Genomic DNA, 17,384 nt, shown 5'->3' on the forward strand with positions numbered 1-17,384 from the left:
TGAAGCACTATCCATGCCAAATCATCCGTGTTAACCCTTGTTTGTGGGTTTTTCTGAAACAAATTTTCAGATTGGATCGATACTTGCGATCCGCCTTTTTTCATTCTTTTCAGGAGTCTTCCCATGCCGCTCGAATACCTCGGCGCCCCGCCCGTCGCCTCGGACCGCCAGGCCCGCCCCTTCTCCCCGGCCGTGCGCGCCGGCGATTTCATCTACGTGTCGGGCCAGGTGCCTGCCAATGCCGAAGGCGAGATCGTGGTGGGCGGCATCGAGGCGCAGACGCGCCAGGTGATGGAAAACCTGAAGAAAGTGCTGGCGCTGGCGGGCGCCACGCTCGACGACGTCTGCAAGAGCACCGTCTGGCTGCAGGACGCGCGCGACTTTGGTGCCTTCAACCGCATCTACATGGGCTACTTCGGTGAAAACAAGCCGGCGCGCTCGACCACCGAGGCGCGGCTGATGGTCGACGCCAGGGTCGAGATCGACGTGGTGGCCTACAAGCCCAAGGCCTGATCAGGCATGCAGCTCGGTCTTGCGCTGGATGATGCGCGAGACCAGGCCGTATTCGACCGCCTCGGCAGCCGAGAGCCAGCGGTCGCGCTCGATGTCGGCCAGCACCACGTCGATCGGCTTGCCGGTCTCGCGCGCGATCTCGTGCGCAATGCGGTGCCGGGCCTTGATGATTTCCTGCGCCTGGATCGCGATGTCGGTCGCCTGCCCGCCGGCGCCGCCGCTGGGCTGGTGGATCAGGAAGCGCGTGTTGGGCAGGCACACGCGCCGCTCGCGCGGCACCGCCAGGTACAGGTGCGTGGCGGCGCTGCCCACCCATCCGGTGCCGATCATGTTCACCGGCGCGGAGATGAAGCGCACGATGTCATGGATGGCATCGCCCGACTCCAGGTGGCCGCCGGGCGAGCTCACCAGGATGTCGATGGGTTTGTCCGCGCTGTCGGCGTCGAGCGCGATGAGCCTGCGCGTCACGTCGGCGGCCACGGAGTCGGTGATGCTGCCGAAGATCAGCAGCGTGCGCGACTTGAAGGCTTTTTCTTCGAGGTACGAATTGCGCGGCTCGGCGGTGGCCGCGGGCGGGGTGTCGTCGTCGGTTTCCATGATGAAGAAGCGCTCCTGTGATTGCACGGCCTCGTGCCGCGCAGACGGACAGTTTCGCGACATTGCATGCGCCGTGGCAAGCGGCATCGGCAATTCAGCCCGCCAACCGCCCCGCCACCAGCTGCAGCACGCGGTCGCAGCGCTTGGCGAGCTCCTGGTCGTGCGTGACCATCACGAAGGCCGTGCGGTGCTTGTGCGCGAGTTCGATCATCAGCGCGAACACCGTGTCGGCCGTGCTGCGGTCGAGGTTGCCCGTGGGCTCGTCGGCCAGCACGCAGGCCGGCTGCGTGACCAGCGCGCGCGCAATGGCCACGCGCTGGCGCTCGCCGCCCGAGAGCTCGGCCGGCCGATGGTGCAGGCGTTCGCCCAGGCCCACGCTTTCGAGGATCTTCGTGGCCGCGGCCGCCGCCTGTGCGGAATCCATGCGCCGGATCTTGAGCGGCATCGCCACGTTGTCGAGCGCGCTGAACTCGGGCAGCAGGTGGTGGAACTGGTAGACGAAGCCCAGGTGCTTGTTGCGCAGCCGCCCCTGCTCGGCCGCATCGGCATGCGCGATGTCCTTGCCGAGCAGCTCGACCTTGCCGGCCGTGGGTGCATCGAGCCCACCCATCAGGTGCAGCAGCGTGCTCTTGCCCGAACCCGAAGCGCCGACGATGGCCAGCGTTTCCCCGGCGCGCACGTCCAGGTCGACGCCGTGCAGCACCGTGAGGTCGATGCGCCCTTCGTGAAAGCGCTTGGTGAGGCCGCGCGCCTTCAGCACCACGCCATTGCCTGGCGCGGCGGTCTCTTGTCGTTCACTCATAGCGCAGGGCCTCGGCGGGATTGACGCGGCTCGCGCGCCAGCTGGGATACAGCGTTGCAAGAAAAGCCAGCACCAGCGAAATGATCGCGATCGGCATGATGTCGCTGCGCTGCGGATCGCTCGGCATCTTGCTGATCAGGTAGATGTCCTTGGGCAGGAAGCTCGCATGGAACAGCTGCTCGAGCGCCGGCACGATCACGTCGATGTTGTAGGCAATGCCCAGCCCCAGCAGCAGCCCGGCCACCGTGCCGATCACGCCGACCATCGCCCCCTGCACCACGAAGATGCCCATGATGCTGCGCGGCGAACTGCCCAGCGTGCGCAAAATGGCGATGTCCGCGCGCTTGTCGGTCACGGTCATGACCAGCGTGGACACCAGGTTGAAGGCCGCCACCGCCACGATGAGCGTGAGGATGATGAACATCATGCGTTTCTCGACCTGCACGGCCGCGAACCAGGTCTTGTTCTGGCGCGTCCAGTCGCGGATGAGGAACTGGCCCGGCAGCGTGACGGCCATCTGGTCGGCCACCTCGCGTGCCTCGTTCAGGTCCTTGAGCTTGATGCGGATGCCGGTCGGGCCTTCGAGCCGGAACACGCGCTGCGCGTCTTCCGCATGGATCATGGCCAGCGCCGAGTCGTATTCGTAGTGGCCCGAATCGAAGGTGCCCACCACGGTGAACTGCTTGAGCCGCGGCACCACGCCGGCCGGCGTGACCTGGCCGCCCGGCGCCACCAGCGTGACCTGGTCGCCCGGCTGCACGAAGAGCGAACGTGCCAGTTCGCCGCCGAGCACGATGCCGAACTCGCCCGGCACCAGCTTGTCGAGCGTGCCCTTCTGCGCCGTGGTGGCGATGTCGGTCACCTCGGGTTCGAGCTTGGGCACGATGCCGCGCACCAGCGTGCCCTTCATGTCCTCGCCGCGCGCGATGAGCGCCTGCGTGGCAATGAAGGGCGCGGCGCCGATCACCTCGGGGTTCTTGCGGGCGGCAGCCGTGATGGCATCGATGTCGGGCAGCGCCTGTCCGTCGCGCGACAAAATTTCGATGTGCGACACCACGCCGAGCATGCGGTCGCGCACTTCCTTCTGGAAGCCGTTCATCACACTGAGCACGATGATCAGCGCCGCCACCCCCAATGCGATGCCGAGCATCGACACGCCGGAGATGAAGGAGATGAAGCCGTTGCGCCGCGTCGCCCGGCCTGCGCGCGTGTAGCGCCAGCCGAGCTTCAGTTCATAAGGAAGTCGCATATTTTTCAGTTATTCCCAACGCGCTTCGGGCGGCGTTTCATGCCGGGATTGTGGCATCCCGGACAATAGGGGGAATGGCCGAACCTTCCCCCCGTCACTTGTTGATCCCCTTTGCCGGCCGCGGTTCCCCGGCGTGCCGCGCGGCACTGCCCACGCTTCGGCTGCCCAATCTCGAAGCGCTGCTCTCCCGGCTCTCGCTCGCCGAGGCCGATACGCAGGACGAAAGCACGCGCTCGCCGCCCCATGAACGGGCGCTGGCCCGGGCGCTGGGCATTTCCGCACCCGACGGCTGCATTCCCTGGGCCGCGCTGGAAGCCCGGCAGGCCGGCATCGCCGAACCCGGCGACCGCGAGGGCTGGGGCCTGGTCTCGCTGTGCAACTGGCAGGTGGGCATCGACGACGTGGTGCTGGGCGACCCGTCCGCGATCGAGATCGACGCCGCCGAATCGGCCGCGCTGCTGGCCGCCGCCCATCCCTTCTTCGAGGAAGACGGCATCGCGCTGCACCCTTCCCCCGCGCCCGGCCGCTGGCTCGCGCGCGCGCACATCTTCGAGGGCCTGGCCACGGCCTCCATCGACCGCGCGGTGGGCCATCCGATCTCGCAGTGGTCGCCACTGGCCGAAGCCGCGCGGCCGCTGCGCCGTCTCCAGAACGAAATGCAGATGCTGCTCTACACCCAGCGCGTGAACGACGACCGCGCCGCGCGCGGCGTGCCGCCGATCAACTCCTTCTGGCTCAGCGGCACCGGCGCCCTCGAGGCCGGCGTCCCCTCGCCCGGCACCCTTCCACCGACCGTGAGCGACGCGCTGCGCGTGGCCGCGCTGCGCGATGACGGCCTGGGCTGGGCCACGGCATGGCAGGCACTGGACGCAGGCCCCATCGCCGGCCTGCTGGCCGACTGCACCGCCGGCGCCGACGTCACGCTCACGCTGTGCGGCGACCGCGCCGCGCAGCGCTATGCGGTGCAGCAGCGCGGGCTGGTGGGCTGGGCCAGGAGCCTGTTCGACCGGCCGCGCGCCGCCAGCGTGCTGGAGGCCCTGTGAAGATCATCGCCCGCGAAATTCCGCCCCGCACGGTCTGGGCGCTCGAACAGGCCGGCGTGCATCCGTTGCTGGCCCGCCTGTTCGCCGCGCGCGGCGTGCTGGCCAAGGACGAGCTCGACGACGGCCTGGCGCGCCTGCTGCCGCCCGACACACTGCACGGCACGCGCGAGGCCGCGGTGCTGCTGGCCGACGCCATGGCGCAGGACAAGCGCCTGTGCATCGTGGCCGACTACGACTGCGACGGCGCCACCGCCTGCGCCGTCGCGGTGCGCGGCCTGCGCCTGCTCGGCGCAAGAAACGTGAGCTACCTGGTGCCCGACCGCGTGGTCGACGGCTACGGCCTCACGCCGCCGATTGCCGAGCGCGTGGCCGCGACCGGCGCCGACATGCTGATCACCGTCGACAACGGCATCGCCAGCGTCGAGGGCGTGGCCGCCGCCAAGGCGCGCGGCCTGCAGGTGCTGGTTACCGACCACCACCTGCCCGGCCCCGAGCTGCCGGCCGCCGACGTGCTGGTGAATCCCAACCAGCCCGGCTGCGGCTTCGAGAGCAAGAGCATCGCCGGGGTCGGCGTGATGTTCTACGTGCTGCTGGCGCTGCGTTCCGAGCTGCGGCTGCGCGGCATCTTCACGGCGGCCACGCAACCCAAGCTCGACGTGCTGCTGCCGCTGGTCGCGCTCGGCACCGTGGCCGACGTGGTGAAGCTCGACGCCAACAACCGCCGCCTGGTGGCGCAAGGCCTGCGGCGCATCCGCGCCGGTGCACTGCCCGCGGGCATCGCGGCGCTGTTCAAGGCCGCGGGGCGCAACGCCGCGGTGGCCACCACCTTCGACTTCGGTTTTGCGCTCGGTCCGCGCATCAACGCGGCCGGCCGGCTCGCCGACATGACGCTGGGCATCGAGTGCCTGCTGACCGACGATGCGGGCCGCGCCGACGAACTCGCGCGCATGCTCGACGGCATCAACCGCGAGCGCCGCGACATCGAGGGCGGCATGCGCGACCAGGCGCTGCTGCTGGCCGAATCGCTGTTCGGCGCCACCGCCGACGGCAGCGAGGCGCCGCCCGCCGCCATCAGCGTGTTCGATGCCGACTTCCACGAAGGCGTGGTCGGCATCGTGGCCTCGCGCATCAAGGACCGCTTCCACCGCCCGACCTTCGTCTTCGCCGCCAGCGGCGCGCCCGGCAAGGAGCACGAGCTCAAGGGCTCGGGCCGGTCGATTCCGGGCTTCCATCTGCGCGATGCGCTCGACCTCGTGGCCAAGCGCCATCCGGGCGTGCTGCTGCGCTTCGGCGGCCATGCCATGGCGGCCGGCTGCACCGTGGCACGAGAGAAGTTTGAGGTGTTCGAGCGCGCGCTGGCCGAGGTCGCGCACGAATGGCTGGCCGCCTCCGCGCTCACACGCCAGATCGAAACGGATGGGCCGATCGCACGCGAGTACATGCGCATCGACCTCGTGGACACGCTGCACCGCGAAGTGTGGGGCCAGGGCTTCGCCCCGCCCACCTTCAGCGAAGAGGTCGAAGTGGTGTCGCAACGCCTCGTGGGCGAGAAGCACCTGGCGCTCAAGCTGCGGCACCAGGGGCAGCCGGTCGACGGCATCTGGTTCGGCCACACCGAGCCGCTGCCCGCGCGCGTGAAGCTCGCCTTCCGGCTCGATGCCGACGAATGGCAGGGCGTGCGCCGGGTGCGCTTCCTGGTCGAGGGCGCTGAAATTTAGTCCACCTCAAGCGGCTCGGAACGCCCGGGGTCAGCCTCGGTGGGCGTGCTTTCGGGACGGATTCCTACGCAGGCCGCGCACCGGCGTTCTACGGTGGTCTTTCATACGCAGGAGCCCATGCAACATGAAATCGACCACCGCATCACCCGCGAAATCCGCCAAGTCCCGGGGACCCGCCCACACCGCCAGCAGGCAGCGGGCCGTTCAGCACACGCAGGACGCGAAGGACAACGCCAAACCCGCCGCCAAGAAAACCAGCCCGCCCGCACAGGCGGGGCCGCGCTCCCAGCCGGCCAACCCGATGCCGGCACAGCACTTGCGCAAGCCCGGGCTCGAAGCCGACATGACGCTGCGCCCGCGCTTCGAAGCGCCGCACTACAAGGGCAGTGGCAAGCTCGAAGGCATGGCGGCGCTGGTCACGGGCGGTGATTCCGGCATCGGCCGCGCCGTGGCGCTGCTCTATGCCCGTGAAGGCGCCGACGTCGCCATCGCCTACCTCGACGAAGACGAGGACGCCGAGGAAACCCGGCGCCACGTGGAGGCCGAAGGCGCACGCTGCATCCTCATCAAAGGCGACGTCTGCGATCCGGCGTTCTGCCGCGACGCGGTCGACCAGACGATCGAGGCCTTCGGCAAGCTCGACATCCTGGTGAACAACGCGGCCTTCCAGCTGCATGCGGCGTCCATCGAGGACATCACCGACGAGCGCTTCGAACTCACGCTCAGGACCAATGTCTTCGGCTACTTCCAGATGGCGCGCGCCGCAGTTCCACACCTGGGCCAAGGCGCCTCGATCATCAATACCGGCTCGGTCACCGGGCTGGAGGGCAGCGCGCACCTGCTCGACTATTCCACCACCAAGGGCGCGATCCATGCCTTCACCAAGTCGCTGGCCAGCAACCTGCTGCCCAAGGGCATCCGCGTGAATGCGGTGGCGCCCGGGCCGGTGTGGACGCCCCTGAACCCCGCCGACAGCCCGCCCGAGAAGGTGAAGGATTTCGGCAAGAACACCGACCTGCAAAGGCCCGCGCAGCCGGAAGAACTCTCGCCTGCCTACGTGTTCCTGGCCGCGCCGAGCTGCGCCAGCTACATCACCGGCATCGTGCTGCCGGTCACGGGCAGCGTGGGCGCCGTCTGAAGGCCGCCAGCAGCTTCTGCAGCGGCCTGGAGCGCGGCACGTCCTCCAGGAGCGGCGGAATGGAGACGGCCAGCAGCAGCGCCGCGAGCGGCACCACGCAGACGAAGCCGATGTAATTGAAACCCAGCGCGCCGACGATGCCGCCCAGCACGAACATGCCGATCAGTCCCCCCGCCATCTGCATCCGGCGGCGGTTGTGGCGCACCATCGCGTGGGCCGGCGTCGAATGCCGGTTCCAGTAGAACAGCTTGCCCAGCTCCATTCCCACATCGGTGATGTTGCCTGTCATGTGGGTGGTGCGGACGCTGCCGCCGGAGGTCTTGGAGCCGACGGCGTTCTGCAGCCCCATGATGAAAGACAGCAGCAGCACCGTGAGCGGAACGGCAAAGGGCGTTGGCCAGGTCAGCGTGATGGCGCCCATCAACCCGAACGGGAACATGAGCGCCGCCTCCAGCAGCAGCGGCACCGCATAGACGCTGCGCAGCTGGTGCTGGCGGCCCCAGTTCACGAGAATCGCGCAGACCGCCGCACCCGCCAGAAAGGCAAGGAGGGCGCCCAGCGCATTGAGCAGCAGCCTGGTGTTGCCCAGCACCAGCCCGTCCGCGAACTGCGAAGCGAAGCCCGTCATGTGCGAGGTGTACATGTGCAGCACCAGGAACCCGCCCGCATTCACGGCGCCGGCGTTGAAGGCCAGCAGCAGGCCAAGCAGCCGGTTCGTGGAGGGCGCCCGGTGACGGTGGGTGAGAAAGCGTAGTCTGCGCATCGGCGTGCAACTTGCACTTCGACTCTAGCATCCGAAACCGGCGGACGGGCGCGCACCGGCGGCCACGGCTGCGCTGCCGGCCCCACCCCAGGGAATGTGCTGATTACACTTTCCCGCCGGTCTGCGTTGTGCAGACCTGTCCACATGTTCAAGGGTTTCAATGAAAGTCTCAGCTCTTCTGGCCGCGGCCGCGCTGGCCGTGTCCGCACTGCCCGCCGCGGCGCAGGTTTCGGTTCACATCAACGTGCCCGGCCTGATCCAGGTGGCGCCTCCTGCACCGCGCTACGAACCCATGCCAGGGCCGCGGCCCGGCCAGGTGTGGGTGCCCGGCCACTGGCAATGGAACGAACGCGCCTACGTCTGGCGCTCCGGCTACTGGCAGGCCGCGCGGCCCGACTACGCCTATGCGCCGGGCCGATGGGTACAGGCCGACGGCGGATGGCGCTGGATGGAGGGCGACTGGCGACGCGCAGAGCCGCAACACCGCCATGCCGACGAGCATCCTGGCGGCGGCGGTGGATACCACTGCCCGCCGGGACAGGCCAAGAAGGGCCGCTGCTGATCTTCGGCCAAGAGATGGAAAAGAGCGGGCAGATCGCCGCTTCTTTCTTGCCCGGTCAGCGCGAGTGCTTTCCGGTATGTTCGATATGGTGCCGCTTGTCGGAATCGAACTGACGACCTTCCGCTTACAAGGCGGGTGCTCTACCAACTGAGCTAAAGCGGCACGGATTCTCCTGCGGGATTTTAGCGGGGCGACAACAGCGCCGACCGCCCGGACCCGCTTGTGCGTTGACTGACGGCCGGCTACTTCACACGCTTGAGCGACGGACGGCTTCCGCCTCCTGCCGGCGGGCGCGGCGGCTCGTCGGTGGGGTCAGTGGGCGAGCCGGCGTCGTCGCCGACATCGACCATTTCATCCGCGTCTTCACCCGTCACCAGGTGAACGATCTTGCCGGCATCGCCTTCGGTGCCGCGCGACGCGTCGCGCAGCGGCATGCGCGCAGGCCCCTGGGGCGAGGAAGGCGCGCCGGCCGCCAGAGATGGCCCCCCGCCCTCGGCGCCGCTGCCGCCAGGTACCGGCGCGGGAAACGCCATGCCCTGCCCGTTCTCGCGCGCGTAGATCGCGATCACGCGGCCCACCGGCACGACGATTTCGCGCGCACTGCCTGCGAAGCGGGCCTTGAACTCGATGAAATCGTTGCCAAGCTTGAGCGAGCTGGTCGCGTCGAAGCTGATGTTCAGCACGATCTCGCCGTTCTTCACGTACTCGCGCGGCACCTGGACGGTGTCGTCGACCTGCACCGCGACATAGGGCGTAAACCCGTTGTCGGTGCACCATTCGTACAGCGCCCGTATGAGGTACGGGCGGGTGGAGGACGACTCGAGCGCGTTGATCATGAAAGACGGCGAAGAACGATTGACGCAGTTTTACTTGCGCATGACCTTTTCGGACGGGGTGAGCGCTTCGATGTAGGCCGGGCGCGAGAAGATGCGCTCAGCGTACTTCAGAAGCGGAGCCGCGTTCTTGCTGAGGTCAATGCCGTAGTAGTCGAGGCGCCAGAGCAACGGCGCAATCGCCACGTCGAGCATCGAGAAATTGTCGCCCAGCATGTACTTGTTCTTGAGGAACACGGGCGCCAGCTGCGTCAGGCGGTCGCGGATGTGCGAGCGCGCCTTTTCGAGCGCCTTCTCGTTGCCCTTGGCGGTGCGGTTCTCGAGCGCAGCCACGTGCACGAACAGTTCCTTCTCGAAGTTGAGCAGGAACAGCCGCACGCGCGCACGGTCGACCGGGTCGCCGGGCATCAGCTGCGGATGCGGGAAGCGCTCGTCGATGTACTCGTTGATGATGTTCGACTCATACAGGATGAGGTCGCGCTCGACCAGGATCGGCACCTGGCCATACGGGTTCATCACGCTGATGTCTTCAGGCTTGTTGTAGAGATCGACGTCGCGGATCTCGAAGTCCATGCCCTTTTCGAACAACACGAAACGGCAGCGGTGGGAAAAGGGGCAGGTCGTTCCTGAATACAAGACCATCATGGCGAGAGACTCCTAAAAATCAAAAAGAGTGGGTCGCGTTGGCAACCCACTCTGTGGGACCGCACGCACCAGGCGCGCGGTCGGCGTGGACGGAACTACTTGACGTCTTTCCAGTACGAGGCGTTCAGTCGCCACACGAAGACCAACGACATGACGAGGAACAGCAGCACCCACACACCGATGCGGATGCGCGTGTTCTGTGCGGGCTCGGCCATCCATTGCAGGTAGCTCACCAGGTCGCCGACCGCCGTGTCGAACTGCAGCGGCGTCATGGTGCCGGGGGTCACCTGCTCCCAGCCCTTGAACACTTCGGTCTCGTGGCCATGCTGCGACACCTTGGTGTAGACGGGACGGCGTTCGCCCTGCAGCTCCCACAGCGGGTTGGGCATGGCAACGCTCGGGAACAGTAGATTGTTCCAGCCGGTGGCCTTGGTGTCGTCGCGGTAGTAGGTGCGCAGGTAGGTGTACAGGTAGTCCGCACCCGTGCCGCCATGGCCGGCGCGCGAGCGGGCAACCAGGGTCAGGTCGGGCGGCGTCGTGCCGAACCATTCCTTGGCCTGGCGCGCGTCGATGTTGGCCTTCATGGTTTCGCCGACCTTGTCGGTCGCGAACAGGAGGTTGTCCTTGATCTGCTGCTCGGTAATGCCGATGTCCTGCAGACGGTTGTAGCGCATGAACGCCGCGGAGTGGCAGTTCAGGCAGTAGTTGACGAACAGCTTGGCGCCGTTCTGCAGGGAGGCGACGTCGGTGGTCTTGTTGGGCGCCTTGTCCCAGGCCATGCCACCGGACTCGGCCGATGCGGCGGCGGAAAAGGTCAGGCCCAAGGCCAGGCCCACAACCGCGAGCCAGCCAGAAATGCTTTTCTTCATCGTGTTTCTCTCGAGCTCTCTTGGGCTTCTCAATGGGCGGCGAAGGTCACGCGCTCAGGCACGGGCTTGAACTCGCCCTTGCTGCTCCACCAGGGCATGAGCAGGAAGAAACCGAAGTAGAAAAGCGTGCCGATCTGGGAAATGGTCTGCGCGATGTCGAGCGCGAACGAACCGATGACCAGGCTGCCCCAGACGCCAGGCGCCTGGATGCCCAGGTAGCCCAGGATCAGGAAGAAGAACACGAAGACGCCGTAGACATACTTGTGCCAGCCCGGACGATAGCGGATCGACTTGACTTCGCTCTTGTCGAGCCATGGCAGGAAGAACAGGATGATGACCGAGCCACCCATCACGAGCACGCCCCAGAACTTGGCGTCGAAGGCCTTGAGCAGGAAGATGGCCACGGCCGCCACGACGACGAGCGCGATCTTCAGGGCCGTGCTCGACTTGCCCTTGATGAAGTTCAGGACGGCGGCCGCGGCGATGATCAGCGCGAACACGTTGACCATGTCGTCGGTGGTCGCACGCAGCATCGAATAGAACGGCGTGAAGTACCAGACCGGCGCAATGTGGTTCGGCGTCTTGAGCGAATCGGCCGGGATGAAGTTGTTGTACTCAAGGAAGTACCCGCCCGCTTCCGGCGCGAAGAAGATCACGGCCGAGAAGATCGTGAGAAACACCACCACGCCGAAGATGTCGTGCACCGTGTAGTACGGATGCGACGGAATGCCGTCCAGCGGATGGCCGTCGGGACCGCGCTTGGCCTTGATCTCGATGCCATCGGGGTTGTTGGAACCCACTTCGTGCAGCGCGATCAGGTGGGCCACCACCAGGCCGAGCAGCACCAGCGGCACGGCGATCACGTGGAAGCTGAAGAAGCGGTTCAGCGTGGCGTCGCTCACCACGTAGTCGCCGCGGATCAGCAGCGCGAGGTCAGGACCGACGAACGGAATGGCCGCGAACAGGTTCACGATCACCTGGGCGCCCCAGTAGCTCATCTGGCCCCATGGCAGCAGGTAGCCCATGAAGGCCTCGGCCATCAGGCACAGGAAGATCGCGCAGCCGAAGACCCAGATCAGCTCGCGCGGCTTGCGGTAGCTGCCGTACATGAGGCCGCGGAACATGTGCAGGTACACCACGATGAAGAACGCCGAGGCGCCCGTCGAGTGGATGTAGCGGATGAGCCAGCCCCAGGGCACATCGCGCATGATGTACTCGACCGATGCGAACGCCTGGTTCGCATCGGGCTTGTAGTGCATCACGAGGAAGATGCCGGTCACGATCTGGATCACGAGGACCAGCATCGCGAGCGAGCCGAAGATGTACCAGAAGTTGAAGTTCTTCGGCGCGTAGTACTTGCCCCACTGGTCGTTCCAGAGCTTGCTCAGCGGGAAGCGGTTGTCGACCCAGTTGAGCAGCTTCTCGCCCGCGGGCGCGTTGGGGGAAATTTCGTGGAATTCAGCCATGTTGTTCTTCTGCCTCAGGCCTTCTTGGAGTCTTCACCGATCAGGAGCTTGGTGTCCGACAGGTACATGTGCGGGGGCACAGGCAGGTTGTCGGGCGCGGGCTTGTTCTTGAAGACGCGGCCTGCCAGGTCGAACGTGGAACCGTGGCAAGGGCAGAGGAAGCCGCCTTCCCAGTCGCTCGGCAGCGAAGGCTGCGGGCCGGCCTGGAGGCGGTCGACCGGCGAGCAGCCGAGGTGGGTGCAGATGCCCACCACCACCAGCACGTCGGGCTTGATCGAACGGTGTTCGTTCTGCGCGTACTTGGGGGTGAATTCGTCGGGGTGCCGCTTGGAGAGCGGATCGGCCAGCTGGCCGTCGAGCTTGGGGAGCTCGGCAACCTGCTCGGGAGAGCGCTTGAGGATCCAGACGGGCTTGCCGCGCCACTCGACGGTGATCTTCTCGCCGACCTTGAGGCCTGCGATGTCCACTTCGACGGCAGCGCCCGCGGCCTTGGCCTTTTCGGAGGGCTGGAACGTACTCACAAAGGGAATCGCGGTGGCCACGCCTCCCGCTACGCCGGCACAGCTGGATGCGATTAACCACGTCCGCTTGCTTGTGTCGATCCGGGGGGAGCCGGAGGTCATGTCACTCATGGGGATCCTCTAAGTCTTCTTCGCTGGAGCAGGGTCAACCGGCGATTGTAGCGGGCTGTTGCGCGCATATTCAACGGGGCCGGCCGGGAGCCGCGCGAATGGCCATTCCCAACCATGCGAAAGAGGCAATTAATAACAATGAATTAATCCTGATTTACAAGACATTTCGACACAACGATTTGCACGCGTAAAAGATGTCTCAATGGCTAAATTAGTTGCGGCACACTTCGCCAACTGCTAATCTTCTCCCAACTGTTAACTGCTAATTGAGAGGATATTTGCCATGCGAATCGCCCCCCTGATTTCCGCCACTTTCATTGCTGCGCTGGGCATTTCTTCGGCCCTGGCCCAAACCCCCCCGCCGGTCCAGACGCCAGGTCCTCAGCCGGCCAGCGCCACCGGCGCGACCAATTCCGCATTCGGCCGCATCACGGCCGGCCAAGCCGGCGGCATCGCGGCAAGCGTCGGCCTGGCAGCTGCCGTAGCCAGCGGCAACGGCGGCAACAGCGGTGGTGGCAGCGGCACGGGCGGCACCGGCGGCACAGGCACGGGTACAGGCACGACCGGCACGAATTAAACGTGCGGGCCCTCTTCGCGGGAGGGCAGTCGCTGAGGGCTCCGCGCGTTGGTCTGGCCACGCGACTTATTGAATGCTGCCTTTTGTCGGCATTTCTTTTGGGCGTTGGCGGCTGTTCTTCCGGATCCTCGGCCATGCTGGCCACGGCGCGGCATATCTATGGCGGCAGCGCCGCGGCACCCCAGCCCACTTTCAACCCGAATTACCGCTATTTGCGGGTCGCCGTCGGCGAGCAGACGGTCTTCATGGTGCTCGGTTACATCGACAAGCGCCCTGAAGGTGCCGTCGAGGTCTGGTACAGCGGCAACGGCGAGGTCGTGAGGCTGCTCGACGGGCGCCTCGTGGGAACCACCGGCCTCGGCACCGACTGGCGCGAGGTGCGCTTTTCCAGCCTGCCCGCGTGGACCGGCGATGCGGACGGCGCGGCGCAAAAGACCTACCAGCGCGAGCGCGACATGATGCCGGGCTACCGGTTCGGCATTCGCGACGAGATCGTGCGGACGCCCATTGCTGCGCCGCAGCAGACCGCGCTGGCCGGCACGGCTGCCGCGTCGCTGCGCTGGTACGAGGAGCGCAGCGTTTCGCATCCGGCGAGCGCCTCGCTGCCTCCGGCGCGCTTTGGCGTTTCGCACGCGGGCGGCGCGCCTCGGGTCGTCTATTCCGAGCAATGTATTTCCAATGATCTGTGTATGAGCTTCGAGCAGTGGACGCCTCCCCCCCCAGCACCCGTCGCAGCGGCGAGCGCTGGTACATGAGCAGTTCGCTCCTGCGTGGCTTCGGCAGACATCCCTGGCCTCTTCGCGCGGCGGTGGCCTGCGCACTGGCGGCGGGTTGCGCCGCCGGCGCACAGCCTTTGGGCAACAGCCCCGTCGACAACAAATCACCCGCCGACGACGCAGACATCCGTCCCGGCGAGCGGCTGAGCGCCTGGCTGCTGCGCCAGCCGGCGGAAACGGCTTCCCCGGGATTGGCATGGCGCATCCCGCAAGAGCGCCTGGCGCAGCAGTTCCTGAAGAACACCCTGCTGCTGCGACTCGATGCCGCCAGCCGGCGCGTGCCGCGCGAAGAGCAGGGCCGGCGCAAGCAGCTGATGGCCTGGCTGCAGGGCCTGCCGGTGACCGGCCGCGTCGCGCTCGGCATCGTCGATCCGCGCTGGCTCCAGGCGCATCCGGAAGAGGATCCGGTGCTGACGGCCGGCCAGCAACTCGTTGCGCCGCCGCCCGTGCTGAAGACCATTTCGGTGCTGCAGCCCGATGGGCAGCTTTGCCAGGTGGCCCACGAACCCGGCCGCACGGCGTGGGACTACGTTGCCGCCTGCAGCCCCGAGGGCAAGCACGACTGGGCCTGGGTCGCCCAGCCCGACGGACGCACGGCCCGCGTGGGCGTGGCGCACTGGAATGCGCATCCCTCGAACGAGCCGGCGCCGGGCGCATGGATCTGGGCCGCGCCGCGCGGCATGGACGACCTGGAGGCGATCTCCGAGGGCATCATCAAGTTTCTGGCCACGCAAGGGCCTTCGCCGCAAGGCGGCGCGATCCTGCAGCCTTCGGCTGGTGCGGCCGTACCGGCCGCCGCCATCACCGCACCCGCTGCACCCGCCCTGCCGGCCTTGCCCGACGTACCGCCGGCCCCCGCCGCGCCGGCGCCGTCGACCGCCATTTCCGTGCGCCCCGAGGCGGCACCGCAATACCGCGCGCTCCAGACGAGCGGCAACGACTGGGGCGAAACCGGCCTGCTGCAGACGCCCACGGCCCGCATGGGCCAGGCCGGCGACATGCGGACCTCGCTCACGCATGTCTCGCCCTACACGCGGCTGAACGTCATGTTCCAGCCGCTGGATTGGCTGGAAGCGGGCTTTCGCTACACCTCCATCAGCAACCGGATCTACGGCATCGGCCTCAGCAACCAGGGCTACAAGGACAAGAGCATCGACCTGAAGGCGCGGCTGTGGAAGGAGTCGGCCTACCTGCCCGAGGTGGCCCTGGGCTTTCGCGACATCGGCGGCACCGGCCTCTTTTCGTCCGAGTACCTGGTGGCAAGCAAGCGCCACGGCGACCTGGATTTCAGCCTCGGCATCGGCTGGGGCTACCTGGGGAGCAGCGGCAACATCAGCAACCCTTTCGGCTTGCTGAGCAGCCGCTTCAAGACCCGCGTGAGCGAGACGACCTGGGGCGGTGCCAACTTCGGCCGGCTCTTTCGCGGACCCGCCGCGCTCTTTGGCGGCGTCCAATGGCGCACGCCCTGGGATCCGCTGACGCTCAAGCTCGAATACGACGGCAACGACTACAAGAACGAGCCGCTCGAGAACCCCCAGCGGCAGCGCTCCCCGTTCAACATCGGCCTGGAGTACCGCTACTCGCCCGGCGTGACTTTCTCGGCCGGTTTCGAACGCGGCAACAAGGTGATGCTGGGCGTCACGCTGCAGACCAACCTGGCCACGATGCAGATGCCCAAGGCGGCAGACCCGCCGGCGCCGAGCTTTTCGCCGGACCCGCCCGCCGCTTCGCCGGGCTGGGCAGCCACCGCGGCCGACATCGAAAGCCGCACCGACTGGACCATCCAGCGCATCGCGCCGCAAGGCCAGATGCTGCATGTGTGGATCACCGAAAGCGCCACCGTCTACCGGGATGTGCGGGTCGAGAAGATCATTGCCGTGCTGCATCGCGATGCCCCGGCCTCGATCAAGAACTTCGTGCTCCACTATTCGGAGCGGGGCCTGCCGATGCACGCGCAAGTGGTCAACCGCAACGAATGGGTGACGGCGCACTACCAGGCGCAGACGCCCGGCGAGGTTCGCGCGGCCAGCCAGCGCGACTATGCGCCCCCGCCCGTGGGCTCGGGCGATCCGGCCACCTTCGTTCCACCGGGCAGCAGCGCCAACATTGCGGCCGCATCCGCAGCCTCCTCCTCCGCCACGGCTGACAACAAGGCCCTTGGCCCGTGGGAGCGCCGCAGCGACAAGTTCAGCATCGGCCTCACGCCCAGCCTCGGCCAGATCCTCGGCGGGCCCAACGCATTCCTGCTCTACCAGATCGGCGTGCAGGCGGTGGCGGAATACCGCTTCACGCCCAGCACCTGGGTCAACGGCGCGCTGAACCTGCGCCTGGTCGACAACTTCGACAAGTTCACCTACACGGCGGGCAGCAACCTGCCCCGCGTGCGAACCCTCCAGCGCGAGTACGTCACGGCCAAGCGGCTGACCATGCCGGTGCTCCAGCTGACGCACGTGGGCAGGCTTTCCGACAACCAGTACTACAGCGTGTACGGCGGTGCACTGGAAGCCATGTATGCGGGCGTCGGCGCGGAGTGGCTCTACCGGCCATGGCGCAGCCGGATCGCCTTCGGCGTCGACTTCAACCACGTGCGCCAGCGCGACTTCGAACAGGACTTCGGCCTGCGCGACTACAAGGTGAACACCGGCCACGCCACGCTCTACTGGGACACCGGCTGGAACGGCGTGCTGGCCAAGATCAGCGCGGGCCAGTACCTGGCGGGCGACCGCGGCGTCACCATCGACATCAGCCGCCGCTTCAACAACGGCGTGGTGCTCGGCGCCTATGCCACCAAGACCAACGTTTCGGCCAGGCAGTTCGGCGAAGGCAGCTTCGACAAGGGCATCTATCTTTCCGTGCCCTTCGACGCGCTGCTGCCGCGTTCGAACAAGTTCACCGCCAACTTCGCCTGGGCACCGCTGGTGCGCGACGGCGGTGCGCGGCTCGGCCGGATCCACCCGCTCTACGAGATGACCTCGGCCCGCGACCCGAGCGCCTACAAGTTCGCACCGCCGGACAGCGGCACGCCGCGCACGGGCGACAACATCCTGAACTTCGAGCGGCGGTAGGACCCACCCCCGCCCCTCGCTCGCTTCGTATCGCTCGACTCCCCCCCTCAAGGGGGCCACACCAGCGGCCCGGCAGAGCCGGTTCCGCGGTGTTTCCGAACCAGGGCTGAGCCTGAACTAGTGCTGAACCGTTTTC

17 protein-coding genes and 1 tRNA gene are annotated in these 17,384 nt (G+C 66.9%); 8 read left to right on the forward strand and 10 right to left on the reverse strand.

The window, feature by feature from the left end; all coding sequences use genetic code 11:
- Nucleotides 1–123: 123 nt before the first annotated feature.
- Entirely contained in the window at nt 124–513 is a 390-nt protein-coding gene (locus IB278_RS06655; protein WP_192323024.1) for a RidA family protein, read from the forward strand.
- On the opposite strand, the gene IB278_RS06660 is transcribed toward IB278_RS06655, so the two are convergent.
- From IB278_RS06660 to IB278_RS06670, 3 genes are all read right to left on the reverse strand, one after another.
- Nucleotides 514–1,110 carry an ATP-dependent Clp protease proteolytic subunit gene (locus IB278_RS06660; RefSeq protein WP_124957377.1) on the reverse strand — a complete coding sequence of 199 codons (597 nt, stop codon included), beginning with the start codon at nt 1,108–1,110 and terminating at the stop codon, nt 514–516.
- A gap of 94 nt (nt 1,111–1,204) precedes the next feature.
- On the reverse strand, nt 1,205–1,912 hold the full coding sequence (gene lolD, locus IB278_RS06665) for a lipoprotein-releasing ABC transporter ATP-binding protein LolD (RefSeq protein ID WP_145741135.1): 708 nt from the start codon (nt 1,910–1,912) through the stop codon (nt 1,205–1,207).
- Nucleotides 1,905–3,161: a lipoprotein-releasing ABC transporter permease subunit gene (locus IB278_RS06670; protein ID WP_021005926.1), complete on the reverse strand. Its 1,257-nt coding sequence runs from the start codon at nt 3,159–3,161 to the stop codon at nt 1,905–1,907. The genes lolD and IB278_RS06670 overlap by 8 nt, the downstream gene beginning before the upstream one ends.
- Nucleotides 3,162–3,235: 74 nt before the next feature.
- Between IB278_RS06670 and IB278_RS06675 the strand changes: the two genes are divergently transcribed.
- The 3 genes from IB278_RS06675 (at nt 3,236) to IB278_RS06685 (ending at nt 7,060) form a co-directional block, all read left to right on the forward strand.
- Complete coding sequence (locus IB278_RS06675; protein ID WP_145741133.1) at nt 3,236–4,204, forward strand: hypothetical protein; 969 nt, start codon at nt 3,236–3,238, stop codon at nt 4,202–4,204.
- Complete coding sequence (gene recJ / locus IB278_RS06680; RefSeq protein ID WP_145741131.1) at nt 4,201–5,922, forward strand: single-stranded-DNA-specific exonuclease RecJ; 1,722 nt, start codon at nt 4,201–4,203, stop codon at nt 5,920–5,922. Before IB278_RS06675 ends, recJ begins: the two co-directional genes overlap by 4 nt.
- A 124-nt stretch (nt 5,923–6,046) precedes the next feature.
- A complete protein-coding gene (locus IB278_RS06685; RefSeq protein ID WP_145741129.1) occupies nt 6,047–7,060 on the forward strand; it encodes an SDR family oxidoreductase in 1,014 nt (337 codons plus the stop codon).
- Here the strand turns inward: IB278_RS06685 and IB278_RS06690 are convergent.
- The gene (locus IB278_RS06690; RefSeq protein ID WP_145741127.1) at nt 7,035–7,823 is read right to left on the reverse strand and encodes a YoaK family protein; all 789 of its coding nucleotides are present in this window, start codon (nt 7,821–7,823) and stop codon (nt 7,035–7,037) included. The genes IB278_RS06685 and IB278_RS06690 overlap by 26 nt on opposite strands.
- A gap of 160 nt (nt 7,824–7,983) precedes the next feature.
- Between IB278_RS06690 and IB278_RS06695 the strand changes: the two genes are divergently transcribed.
- The gene (locus IB278_RS06695; RefSeq protein ID WP_145741125.1) at nt 7,984–8,385 is read left to right on the forward strand and encodes a YXWGXW repeat-containing protein; all 402 of its coding nucleotides are present in this window, start codon (nt 7,984–7,986) and stop codon (nt 8,383–8,385) included.
- Between the two features lie 86 nt (nt 8,386–8,471).
- Here IB278_RS06695 and IB278_RS06700 read toward each other — a convergent pair.
- The 6 genes from IB278_RS06700 to petA form a co-directional block, all read right to left on the reverse strand.
- Nucleotides 8,472–8,547 (reverse strand) — tRNA-Thr (locus IB278_RS06700).
- 80 nt (nt 8,548–8,627) lie between these two features.
- On the reverse strand, nt 8,628–9,221 hold the full coding sequence (locus IB278_RS06705) for a ClpXP protease specificity-enhancing factor (RefSeq protein WP_145741123.1): 594 nt from the start codon (nt 9,219–9,221) through the stop codon (nt 8,628–8,630).
- 30 nt (nt 9,222–9,251) lie between these two features.
- The gene (locus tag IB278_RS06710; RefSeq protein ID WP_012746352.1) at nt 9,252–9,863 is read right to left on the reverse strand and encodes a glutathione S-transferase N-terminal domain-containing protein; all 612 of its coding nucleotides are present in this window, start codon (nt 9,861–9,863) and stop codon (nt 9,252–9,254) included.
- Between the two features lie 95 nt (nt 9,864–9,958).
- Complete coding sequence (locus IB278_RS06715) at nt 9,959–10,732, reverse strand: cytochrome c1 (RefSeq protein WP_021005919.1); 774 nt, start codon at nt 10,730–10,732, stop codon at nt 9,959–9,961.
- 29 nt (nt 10,733–10,761) lie between these two features.
- Nucleotides 10,762–12,198: a cytochrome b gene (locus IB278_RS06720; protein WP_145741122.1), complete on the reverse strand. Its 1,437-nt coding sequence runs from the start codon at nt 12,196–12,198 to the stop codon at nt 10,762–10,764.
- A 14-nt stretch (nt 12,199–12,212) separates the two neighbouring features.
- Nucleotides 12,213–12,830 (reverse strand): ubiquinol-cytochrome c reductase iron-sulfur subunit, encoded by a 618-nt coding sequence (petA, locus tag IB278_RS06725; RefSeq protein ID WP_145741120.1) that lies wholly within the window; start codon nt 12,828–12,830, stop codon nt 12,213–12,215.
- 283 nt (nt 12,831–13,113) lie between these two features.
- Here petA and IB278_RS06730 point away from each other — a divergent pair, with 283 nt between their 5' ends.
- The 3 genes from IB278_RS06730 (at nt 13,114) to IB278_RS06740 (ending at nt 17,248) form a co-directional block, all read left to right on the forward strand.
- Nucleotides 13,114–13,407 carry a hypothetical protein gene (locus tag IB278_RS06730; RefSeq protein ID WP_145741118.1) on the forward strand — a complete coding sequence of 98 codons (294 nt, stop codon included), beginning with the start codon at nt 13,114–13,116 and terminating at the stop codon, nt 13,405–13,407.
- 134 nt (nt 13,408–13,541) lie between these two features.
- Nucleotides 13,542–14,162, forward strand: a complete 621-nt coding sequence (locus IB278_RS06735; RefSeq protein ID WP_192323025.1) for a YjbF family lipoprotein — start codon at nt 13,542–13,544, stop codon at nt 14,160–14,162.
- Entirely contained in the window at nt 14,159–17,248 is a 3,090-nt protein-coding gene (locus tag IB278_RS06740; protein ID WP_192323026.1) for a YjbH domain-containing protein, read from the forward strand. The genes IB278_RS06735 and IB278_RS06740 overlap by 4 nt, the downstream gene beginning before the upstream one ends.
- The last annotated feature ends 136 nt before the right edge of the window (nt 17,249–17,384 follow it).

Source organism: Variovorax sp. VRV01 (genome assembly GCF_014852545.1).
Taxonomy (GTDB): Bacteria; Pseudomonadota; Gammaproteobacteria; order Burkholderiales; family Burkholderiaceae_C; genus Variovorax; species Variovorax beijingensis_A.